General features: G+C 46.0%; 10 protein-coding genes. 4 read left to right on the forward strand and 6 right to left on the reverse strand.

Annotated elements, in window-relative coordinates:
- Positions 1-151: 151 nt before the first annotated feature.
- The 5 genes from AC1YY3_RS12195 to cutA all read right to left on the reverse strand — a co-directional run bounded on the left by AC1YY3_RS12195 (position 152) and on the right by cutA (position 5,974).
- Positions 152-2,209, reverse strand: coding sequence for a TonB-dependent receptor (locus tag AC1YY3_RS12195; protein WP_482194518.1), 2,058 nt, complete (start codon positions 2,207-2,209; stop codon positions 152-154).
- Between the two features lie 7 nt (positions 2,210-2,216).
- On the reverse strand, positions 2,217-2,726 hold the full coding sequence (locus tag AC1YY3_RS12200) for a transcriptional repressor (RefSeq protein ID WP_481825098.1): 510 nt from the start codon (positions 2,724-2,726) through the stop codon (positions 2,217-2,219).
- A 178-nt stretch (positions 2,727-2,904) separates the two neighbouring features.
- Positions 2,905-3,435 (reverse strand): TlpA family protein disulfide reductase, encoded by a 531-nt coding sequence (locus tag AC1YY3_RS12205; RefSeq protein WP_481825097.1) that lies wholly within the window; start codon positions 3,433-3,435, stop codon positions 2,905-2,907.
- Complete coding sequence (locus AC1YY3_RS12210) at positions 3,432-5,669, reverse strand: protein-disulfide reductase DsbD (RefSeq protein ID WP_481825096.1); 2,238 nt, start codon at positions 5,667-5,669, stop codon at positions 3,432-3,434. The genes AC1YY3_RS12205 and AC1YY3_RS12210 overlap by 4 nt, the downstream gene beginning before the upstream one ends.
- On the reverse strand, positions 5,651-5,974 hold the full coding sequence (gene cutA, locus AC1YY3_RS12215; RefSeq protein WP_481825095.1) for a divalent-cation tolerance protein CutA: 324 nt from the start codon (positions 5,972-5,974) through the stop codon (positions 5,651-5,653). Before cutA ends, AC1YY3_RS12210 begins: the two co-directional genes overlap by 19 nt.
- Before the next feature lie 104 nt (positions 5,975-6,078).
- Between cutA and AC1YY3_RS12220 the strand changes: the two genes are divergently transcribed.
- Complete coding sequence (locus AC1YY3_RS12220; protein ID WP_481825094.1) at positions 6,079-6,516, forward strand: FxsA family protein; 438 nt, start codon at positions 6,079-6,081, stop codon at positions 6,514-6,516.
- Between the two features lie 52 nt (positions 6,517-6,568).
- Here the strand turns inward: AC1YY3_RS12220 and AC1YY3_RS12225 are convergent, their stop codons facing one another.
- A complete protein-coding gene (locus AC1YY3_RS12225) occupies positions 6,569-6,868 on the reverse strand; it encodes a YgaP family membrane protein (protein ID WP_481825093.1) in 300 nt (99 codons plus the stop codon).
- Between the two features lie 107 nt (positions 6,869-6,975).
- On the opposite strand from AC1YY3_RS12225, the gene uvrD reads away from it, so the two are divergent.
- The 3 genes from uvrD (at position 6,976) to AC1YY3_RS12240 (ending at position 10,043) form a co-directional block, all read left to right on the forward strand.
- A complete protein-coding gene (uvrD, locus tag AC1YY3_RS12230; RefSeq protein WP_481825100.1) occupies positions 6,976-9,138 on the forward strand; it encodes a DNA helicase II in 2,163 nt (720 codons plus the stop codon).
- 166 nt (positions 9,139-9,304) lie between these two features.
- Positions 9,305-9,874: a hypothetical protein gene (locus AC1YY3_RS12235; RefSeq protein ID WP_482194519.1), complete on the forward strand. Its 570-nt coding sequence runs from the start codon at positions 9,305-9,307 to the stop codon at positions 9,872-9,874.
- Complete coding sequence (locus AC1YY3_RS12240) at positions 9,828-10,043, forward strand: hypothetical protein (RefSeq protein WP_481825091.1); 216 nt, start codon at positions 9,828-9,830, stop codon at positions 10,041-10,043. Before AC1YY3_RS12235 ends, AC1YY3_RS12240 begins: the two co-directional genes overlap by 47 nt.
- The last annotated feature ends 179 nt before the right edge of the window (positions 10,044-10,222 follow it).

Consider the following 10,222-nt stretch of genomic DNA (forward strand, 5'->3'; position numbering starts at 1 on the left):
GTCCAATTCCTCCAAGGCTTCGTGGTGTTTGACAAGGGCATCGCTTAAACTGGTTTGGGCTAGGTTCTTCCAGGACATAGGCTATTGCTCGAACTTGAATAAAGGCTTATTTTACCCATTTTGGGGCTTGAGGTCGTGCAAAGGTCTCAGCTTAATAACTGATACGCAGACCGATTTCAGCACTTCGCCCTGGCTCCGGCGCGAAATTACGCAAATAAGATGTCGAATTACGGATGTTTTCGTTCAACAGGTTTTTGCCTTTAGCAAACAGTAATATTTCAGTGTTATGAAGTTCAGCTAAGCGATACTGAGCGCCCACATTCAGCAACAAATAACTGTCGGTATTCGTATCATTCGCACCAGCGTTGGTTTGTGCTTCGCCACGAGTCAGTCGTGCATTGCTTGACCAATCGTCTTTCTCATAGCTCAACTGCAAGCCATAACGTAAAGGTGGCATACGGGGAACATCGTCGCCCCTGTCAAATGTACCACGGGTGTAGTCCCCGAATACGGTCAGGTCGATTGCACCGTAACTGTTTTGCATCAAAGGGAAAATAGTTTGCGCTTCAAAGCCTTTGAAAGTGGCATCAGCTTGACGGCTTTCTAAAATAGGCAGACAGGTGGCATCTACTGGGCAACTTGCTCCGCGTGTTCCATCAGTCTCATTAAAAACATCACGGCTGCGCTGCTGGTAAATGTAGTCATTGACCCAGTTATGGAACAGGTTGATTTCCGCCGTCATCCAATCGGCTGTAAAGTGATAGCCTAGATCCAGATTGTTAGATAGCTCTTTGTTAAGCGAGCTATTGCCTATTTCATAACTATGCGTGGCTTCATGCACACCTTTAGTCAGTAATTCTTGTATCTGTGGTGATCTCTGTGAGTGGGTGAACCCCAAGCTGATTTGGTGTTGCTCGTTAATTTTCCACAATGCGGAGGCAGATCCGCTGATTGGCAGATACGTAAATTCGCTGTGGTTTTCTGGCTTAATCGTTTGCCATTCGCCTCTTGCGCCAAAATCGTAAGTTACTGCACCGATGGTAAACGATTCCACCGCAAATAAAGCATAAGTATCAATATCCGATTTAGGCACCAACGCCTCCGCACCTATTGCGGAAAATACGCTGTTAGTTGATTGGAAGCCCACTGTACCTTTAACGATACCAATAGGCTGATGTTCCAGTTCCAAACGGCTTTCGTAGGATTTGTTTAAGAAAGTGGTCGCTGGTATGCCATTATCAAGCTCAACGTGTTTATAGTCGGTGTAACCAAACTTCATGCGGAGTTCTTCTGCCCAGGTGAAAGGTTTATTGAGTTGGCCTTTAAAATCGTATTTGGTTTGGCGCAGGTCAACAGTTACACGATCATTGCTTTTGCCGTCGGCTGGAATTCCGTATAGTTTTTCCAGGCTGTTAATGGCAACACCTACCATCCCTATGTCGCCAATTTTGGAAATACCGATTGAACCGCCGCGTGTACGTGCTTGAGAGCCATTAATCAGGCCTTCGGGATTGTCCAGGACAGGAGAGTTGGTAAAACTGGGGTCAACAGAGCGTACGGCGGCTTCATCAATCGCCCTGCCGCCGATATGGGTATTGTTTTGGTCGCGATAAAAACCATCGACATGATAAGCAAGCCCACTTTTGCCGCCTTCTAACTTAAGGGCGCTAGATGTTTCATTAGTCACAGAATCAAAACGTTGCTCACCAGCGCCACCAATGAGTTTGTCGGGTACTTGCTCAGGAATGCGGTTATCAATCACATTAACTATGCCGCCGATTGCGCCACTTCCGTACAGTAAAGTGGAAGGCCCACGCAACACTTCCACCCGTTCTGCAATAATAGGGTCAACACCATTCGCATGATCGGGACTTAAGGATGAAACATCATTATTGCCCAAACTGTTTTGCAGCACCCGCACCCGTGATCCCGATTGTCCACGAATGACTGGCGCACCGACACCCGCGCCAAACGATTGGTTGGTAATGCCCAATTCATTGCTTAAGGTATCGCCAATCGTTTGGCCTACTTTTGTGCGTAACTCATCGCCGGACAATAATGTCGTGGGTCTAGCTGATTTAGCTGTCGCCTGTTTGATGCCAGTGCCGTAGACAACTACTTCTTCCAGTTGTTGTGGATTGTCGTCATCTGCATAAGCCGATGGGCATATTGTGTAAAAAGCTAAACATATAAGCAGATGTTTGTTCATAAGATGTTCAAGATATTGAATGAAAATCGTTACATTTAATGCATATGCCATGCGCTTCTATGGCTTTGTTGTGGGGTAAAAACCCCGCTTGATAAAACTCTTGGGACAGGGCTTGCATAACCTCAGGGGCAGGACGTTCTTCAACTTCATTGCAGCGCTTACAGATTAATAGCAACATTTCATGTTGATGATCCGAGCAACTGCAACCGACAAAAGCGTTGAGGCTTTCTACTCGGTGGATCAGGCCTTGTTCAATCAAGAAATCCAATGCACGGTAAATTGTTGCGGGTTTTGCGGCATTTTGCATTGGTCTGATACGATCCAGCAGGTCATAAGCTTTAACCGCTTTATGACTATCCCAAATCAATTCCAATACTTGGTGTCGAATTGGAGTTAGTTGCACGCCACGCACCATGCACAAATTCTCGGCGGTATCCAATGCCTTGCTGACACATTTTGTATGGTCGTGTTCTAGAGGATGAAGGTGGTTATGGGTTGATTCTTCTGTAAGGCTCATTGCAAATGAATAGTTATCCAGCGCGTGATGTTATATTATAATATTAACTGATTAATGTCTAATATCCGATCCTTGAAATGCAAGTTAAGGCCGGGGTGGTTTCATCGTTATGGAATTTACCGCCTGAGGGTGATAGCTGTTTTGTATCGTAATAATTGTTTATGGGCTGCGTACGAGCTTAAAGCAAAGGCGTAACAATCTCCAATAGCTGCTCACGGGATAGTTCACCCATGTGACTTTTAACGACTAGCCCTTTTTTGTTGACGATCACGGTAAAAGGGACGGTATTGACGATGTTACCTAAATCATGGGCTATCTTCGTGCCTTGATCTTCGCCCAGCAAAATAGGGTAGGTGATTTTTTTGCTGGCGATGAATTCTTTGACCGGCTCGGCATCATCTAAGGCAATACCGATAAATTGCAGTCCTTTTTTTTCGTATTCTGCGTGCAACGCTTCAAATTCTGGCATTTCTTTTAGGCACGGCGGACACCAGGTTGCCCAGAAATTGACGACCAGGACTTTGCCCTGCCATTCCTTAATGTTGCGTTGTTTGTCAGATAAATCAGGTAAGCTGAATTCAGTTAGCTTTTGCTGGTTTTCCTCACTGACCTTTGCTTTGTCTAGTTGCGATGACAATAGATTACGTACGCTTAAGCCACCTACGAAAGCCATGATGGCGACGGTAACTATCAAAATTGATCGCTTCATGATTTCACCTGCTGTAAGGTTTTAGAAAAGGTTTTGGCATCTTGATAACCGATTACCCGCAACGCTTTGTTTTCTTGTTGATTACCGTTAAAAAACAGGATGGCGGGTGGGCCAATCAAGTTAAATTTTGTCAATAATGCTTTGTCAGCATCTGATTGTTTGGTTACGTCGGCCTGCAATAAGACAAATCCAGCTAAGGTCTGTTTAACATTGGCATCGGTGAACGTATAAGCTTCCATTTCTTTACAGGAAATGCACCAGTCTGCGTAAAAATCTAGCATCACTGGTTGGTTATTGGCGTTGGCTTGTTGAATTCTGGCTTCCAGTTCTGCAAGGGAGCCGATTCGTTCAAAACTTAAACCCTGTTCGCTTGCTTTTGCGGCAGTCACACCAAAGCCTTGCAAGGGTTTCAGTGGGTTACTGTTGCCGATGCTAAAGCCGATCAACAATAATAAGCCGTAGGCTAACATTGTAATGCCTATGCCTTTCCATAATTTACGCCAGCCGGAACTGTGTTCTGGCAAGGAATCAACGGCGTTAAGGTAAATAGCTGGGAGTATAAGCAACAACGCCCACAGCAGCATGGTAATCTCTGGTGGTAAGATGCGGGACAGCATCCACACCGCAACGCCCAGCATCAACACGCCAAACACAGTATTGGTGGCATTCAACCAAGTACCTGCCTTGGGCAAGAGTTTTCCGGCAGACGCGCCCATAATCAGTAGGGGAACGCCCATGCCCATGCCCATCACGAATAAGGCACTACCGCCTAGTGCGACATCGCCCGTTTGCCCAATATAGATTAACGCCCCCGCCAACGGCGCAGCAACGCAAGGGCCGACAATCAACGAAGACAAAGCTCCCATGATAGCTGCACCTAGTATCGAGCCATCTCGGTGTTTTTCACTGGAATTATGCAGTTTTGCACGGATAAAGTCCGGCAATTCAAGGCTATAAAAGCCGAACATCGACAGTGACAACAAGACAAAAATCCCGCTGAACAGGGCTATTATCCAAGGTTCTTGGAACACGGCTTGCAAATTGCTTCCGAATAATGCAGCTAATACACCAAAGATGGTGTAAGTGAACGCCGAGGCGACGACATAGCTTAATGATAAGAAAAATGCCCGTGACGTATTAATTGTGTGACCTTTGCCGACGATAATTCCAGACAAAATTGGGATCATTGGGAATACGCATGGTGTTAGTGAGAGCAGTAAACCAAAGCCAAAAAAACTGATGAGTGCGGCAAATAAGCCATCGTTATGTAACGATTGAGTAATTTGGTCTTGTTCAGAAAGCGGAGCAGCTTGCTTATCTGCGTTACCGGATACAGTTGCTAACGATGTCGAAGTAGCTTGCGGCAAATCCAATTCAATCGTTTTGTCCATCGGCGGATAACATACGCCCCGATCTGCACAGCCTTGGTAATTGGCTTTCAACGATAAATGCTGCGCTGCGGTATCAGTGCGGAATAGCGGGACATCAACCGCGACTTCGCTGTGAAACACTTCAACATGACCAAAAGCTTCATCTTCCTTGGGTTCGCCATGTGGGATGGTATAAGTGCCTAATTTCACCTTATCCGAACCAATAATTTCTAACTTAAATTTTTCTCGGTACAGGTAATAGTCTTCTGCCGGTAGCCAACTAACATGCAGGGTATTGGGGGCTTTTACTGAAGCGGTAAATTGAAAAGCTTGATCTGGCGGTAATAATTCAGCTTGAGACAGATTGGTTTTTAAGCCTGAAATGCCTTTCACTAAACTATCAATAGGCGAAACATTGGCAGCGACAATGGGTGCAGGAAGGGTAACATCCAGTGTTTTTTCCTGGGGTGGATAGCACACGCCAATATCTGCACAGCCTTGATAATGAATAACTAATTGAGTAGAGGTGGTGCCATTAGAAACAGTTACAGGCAGATTGATTTTTAATTGTTCCCGATAATGTTCAATATCGCCCAATAGCTCATCATGCTTAATTTTTCCGGCTGGAAACACTGCATCGCCTAACGTAAAGTCCGGCGATTTGGTTTCAAAACGCATGTTTTTGCGATACAGACTGTAGTCCTTGGCAATCGTCCAGGTAACTTCAATCTGGTCTGGACTGACTGCTTTTGCTGATGCTTGAAAAACTTGTTCTGGCGGTAACAGCGTGTTGCTTTCGATGGCGTAAGCAGTTTGGCTAAGTAGCGATAGAAAAAAAATGAAGATTATTTTGAAGCGTGGCATGAATTAATCCAGTTAATGTATTCAGGTAAACCGCGTTCTATTGGAACAGCGATAATCTCAGGAAGTTCATAAGGGTGAAGGCTGAGGATGGCGGTTTCAATAGCTTGATAGCCAGCTTGAGGCGATTTAATGATGAGTAGTTGTTCCTCAGCAGATTCAATCTGGCCTTGCCAGGAATAGATTGACCTTATATTAGGTAAAATATTCACACAGGCGGCTAATTTTTCTTCAACCAGTAACCTTGCGACTTTTTCCGCCGACTGCTTATCGGGACAGGTGCAGAGTGTGATGATGGTTTGTGTCATTATGCGGTTACGTGAAGGCGATCAGCGCATTAACCTGAACTTATGCTAGGAAATGCAGCCATTTAGCCCTATATTGTACCAACATCTGTCAGTGTATGAGAGTTATGAAAGGTTTCCAAAGTATTTTTTTGATAGTGTTGCTAATTCCGTTCATTGAAATTTACCTGTTATTGAAGGTAGGTGGAATAATCGGCGCATTTCCAACTATTTTTCTGGTCGTTTTTACGGCGGTCTTAGGTACATGGCTGCTCCGGCAACAGGGTTTTGCAACTTTTCAACGGTTGCAGGCCAGTCTCGCGCAAGGGACGATTCCCGCTTATGAAATGATAGAAGGCCCCATTATTCTAGTGGGTGGCGCATTGTTATTAACGCCTGGTTTTATCACCGATATATTAGGCTTTGCTTGCCTGATTCCGCAGCTACGCAGCAAAATCGCGCAATATATTATCGAGAATCATCTGGTTCAGACCGGCGGACATTTCCAATGGGGCAAGCCCAAAGAGAAGGATGTGTTGGAAGGGGAGTTTCGTAAGGAAGATTAAACAGAGCCGGATAAAAACTACATCCTTGTAGTTTCCTTAACATATCCTGCAATTATTTCGCTTTCTTACTGGCTTTTGGCGTTTCAGCTTTTGGGGCTTCGGCTTTAGGCGTTTCTACTGCTGCTGTGACGGCATCAGCCGCAGTGCAAGTGTTTTTGCCTAAGCCGGAGTAGGCAGGACACCAGCCGGTATAACCCGTAGCAACCAGTGCCAAGCCAGCCAGTAACAAGATTATTTCGGCGGTGAATAGCGAAATAACTAGGAGTGCTGCGCCGCCATAAAGACGGTATTTTTTTTCTTTTTCGCCCACGTTGTGTTCAAACTTCATCATGCGTTTATAATCAAAACTCATCGTAATCTCCTCTTGGTTTAATTTTTATTATGCGGTCGGGTGATCGTCATTCTGTCGCCAGAATCACTCGCAATATACACAACCCCCAAAAAAGTGCAAGCTATAACATGGATATTACCTCACTCATTAATCCCTTAAATGATGCACAACGCGCCGCTGTAACTGCGCCCAATCAGGCAGTTCTGGTTCTTGCCGGCGCAGGTAGCGGAAAAACTAGGGTATTGGTGCATCGTATCGCCTGGCAGATCCAAGTCGAAGGCGTATCCGCGCATGGTATTTTGGCAGTCACGTTTACCAATAAGGCCGCAAGGGAAATGCGAAATCGGCTTGAAGATTTGTTGGAACACTCAGTACATACAATGTGGATTGGCACGTTTCATGGCCTTGCACACCGCTTGTTAAGGCGACATGCCAAACAAGCAAAACTGCCAGACACGTTTCAAGTGATGGATTCTGCCGACCAGCTTCGGGTTATCAAACGCCTCGTGGCTGGCATGAACCTGGATGAAACCAAATGGCCTCCCAAGCAAATCCAATGGTACATCAATGCCCAAAAAGATGAAGGTAAACGGGCGAAGCATCAACTGGAAACGGGCGATGTTTTCCAGCGCCAAATGCTGGCGGTTTACCGCGCTTATGAAGAAATTTGCGAACGTTCAGGTTTGGTCGATTTTGCCGAATTGCTGTTACGGGCGCATGAACTGTTACGTGACAATGCCGATTTGCTGGAATTCTACCAACAACGCTTCCTGCGGGTACATGTCGATGAATTCCAGGATACTAATACCATTCAATATGCTTGGTTACGGCTACTGACGGACGGCAAGGATAACTTGTTTGTGGTCGGCGATGACGACCAATCGATTTATGGCTGGCGTGGCGCACGAATTGAAAATATTTTCAGTTTTCAGCAGCATTATCCTAATCATCAAGTGATAAAGCTCGAGCAAAACTACCGTTCGACGGGCAACATCTTGAATGCGGCCAACAAAGTCATCAGTATGAATGAAGCCCGTATGGGTAAAGAGTTATGGACGGATGCGGGTGAAGGCGAGTTGATTTCCCTGTATGCCGCGTTCAATGAGCTGGATGAAGCCTATTTTGTGGTTGACCGGATCAAAGCCTGGGTAAATGAAGGTGGTTTGCGTAGTGATGCCGCTATTTTGTACCGATCTAATGCCCAATCCCGCCAATTTGAAGAAAAACTGATGGCAACAGGTACGCCTTATCGGGTTTATGGCGGACTACGCTTTTTTGAACGGGCTGAAATCAAAAATGCCTTGGCATACCTGCGGTTGATGTCTAATCGCCATGATGACGCTTCTTTTGAACGGGTTATTAACACCCCAACGCGAGGGCTAGGCGCTAAAGCCATAGACGATATAAGGTTGATTGCCAAAGATCAGGCCATGTCTTTATGGTCGGCGGCTATCACGCTGCTTAAACAAAAACCGCTCGCCCCTAGAGCAAAAAATGTGTTGCTAGGGTTTTTAGAGCTGATTGACCGTTTAGCCATACAGTCTGAAGAACTCGGATTGTATGAAAAAGTACAAATGGTCAATGAGCATAGCGGCCTTATCACATTGTATAAAAACGAAAAAGGTGACCGAGGCGAAGAAAAGCTGGAAAACCTGGACGAATTGATTAACGCGGCACGGCTTTTTGATGGCGAACAGGAAAACGAGGAAAACCTGAATGAACTCGACTTATTTTTGGCACATGCGTCATTGGAAGCAGGTGACATGCAAGGTGAGGAGTTTGAGGATTGTGTCCAATTAATGACCTTACATTCAGCAAAAGGTTTGGAATTCAAGCTGGTGTTTCTAGTCGGCATGGAAGAAGGCCTGTTCCCTTCCCAGCAATCCTCTGACGATATTGCGCGTTTGGAAGAGGAACGGCGGCTTTGCTACGTGGGCATGACCCGCGCCATGCGACAATTGTACCTAACTTATGCTGAATCTCGGCGCATATACGGCAGGGAAAGCTATCCCAGGCCGTCCCGGTTTTTGCGGGAAATTCCTGCGGAGTGCATTCAAGAGGTCAGAATGCGAGCCACTGTCAGCCGTCCTCAAGCGGTAGCAAAGTCTGTTGATCTAATGGCACAAGGCAGGCAGTTTAAATTGGGACAAAGAGTGGGGCATGCCAAGTTTGGTGAAGGCATCGTGTTGCAGCTTGAAGGCGAAGGCGCACAAGAACGGGCGCAAATCAACTTCAAACAGGTTGGGGTTAAATGGTTGATGTTGAGCTATGCCCAGTTGGAAGCGTTGTAATCCGCCATTTCAACGGACACCAGCGGCGGATTACGCTGCGTCTAACAGTTTATTCGCTCGTTCCCAAGCTCTGCTTGGGAACGTTGTTTTGCAAGCTGGAGCTTGCCTTGTCTATTCCCAATCTGGAGATTGGGAACTAGCGCGATCTTACCAACTTAAACACAGGGTGAATAACAAAGAGATGACAACTAACACTGCAAAAGAACATGTGCGTTTTACGGCATGGATGCTCACCAAGTATTGCATCCTGTTCGTAATAATTAGCGCATTTGTCGCTTATAACTTTAATAACCCCATCGCAGCACTCCTGCTTGCCACCGCCATAACTGGGCTTTCTATCGCGCATTCGCACATTTTTGATGCCGCATCCAACAGTTTTTTGGATGTACAAGCAGATGACGACGCAACAGACAAACGTAATAAACTTGCCGCCACGGTCGCCAAAAGGGTTTTGTACACCTTGCTTGATTATGGTCTGGCGGCGCTCAGTATTGGGCTGGCCGTGTTGGCAAAGCAGATCGGGCTGTCCTATCACCTTGCCATTGCCGCCATGTGGTTGCTGATAGACATCACGTCCGCCGCGTCGTTAGTATACATCTATGAAACGTCAGGTCGGGACATGACGCTAGCGATCTTATCGTCGCATGGTCAACACCATCTACGAGCATTCCAAAACCTCAGGACGCATCATGTTTGCCTACGAAACGACCTTGGCAACCTTTTGGTCTGGCCCTGATTTCGCCATCTTGTTTTTTCGGGATGAGCTAAACACAAAGCCTAAACTGATTACGGGTGTCGTCATCATTACCCTAATCCATGCCGTGCTTTGGACAACCATATATTGGTACGGCTATGAAAATATGCTTGAATTAGGTAAGCACTTGCTGGATTTGATAAAATCTTAACCTCTGAGCCGGACGGGTATGTTTGCCACCGCCCGTAGATACCGTCTTAAAACCCAAGTGTCAAGGCTTATTTTACTGCGAAAAGAGGATCAAAAGGTTCGCCTGATTTCAAGATAGCAAAGCTAAGATGAATGAGTTTACGCATAGCGGCGCAGGCGATAGCCTTACCATTCTTGCCA

Source organism: Methyloglobulus sp. (assembly GCF_964779595.1).

What these genes read in the sequence shown, in the direction of transcription:
- AC1YY3_RS12195 (WP_482194518.1), bottom strand. Translation starts at nt 2,209, where the DNA reads ATGAACAAACATCTGCTTATATGTTTAGCTTTTTACACAATATGCCCA.
- AC1YY3_RS12200 (WP_481825098.1), bottom strand. Translation starts at nt 2,726, where the DNA reads ATGAGCCTTACAGAAGAATCAACCCATAACCACCTTCATCCTCTAGAA.
- AC1YY3_RS12205 (WP_481825097.1), bottom strand. Translation starts at nt 3,435, where the DNA reads ATGAAGCGATCAATTTTGATAGTTACCGTCGCCATCATGGCTTTCGTA.
- AC1YY3_RS12210 (WP_481825096.1), bottom strand. Translation starts at nt 5,669, where the DNA reads ATGCCACGCTTCAAAATAATCTTCATTTTTTTTCTATCGCTACTTAGC.
- cutA (WP_481825095.1), bottom strand. Translation starts at nt 5,974, where the DNA reads ATGACACAAACCATCATCACACTCTGCACCTGTCCCGATAAGCAGTCG.
- AC1YY3_RS12220 (WP_481825094.1), top strand. Translation starts at nt 6,079, where the DNA reads ATGAAAGGTTTCCAAAGTATTTTTTTGATAGTGTTGCTAATTCCGTTC.
- AC1YY3_RS12225 (WP_481825093.1), bottom strand. Translation starts at nt 6,868, where the DNA reads ATGAGTTTTGATTATAAACGCATGATGAAGTTTGAACACAACGTGGGC.
- uvrD (WP_481825100.1), top strand. Translation starts at nt 6,976, where the DNA reads ATGGATATTACCTCACTCATTAATCCCTTAAATGATGCACAACGCGCC.
- AC1YY3_RS12240 (WP_481825091.1), top strand. Translation starts at nt 9,828, where the DNA reads ATGTTTGCCTACGAAACGACCTTGGCAACCTTTTGGTCTGGCCCTGAT.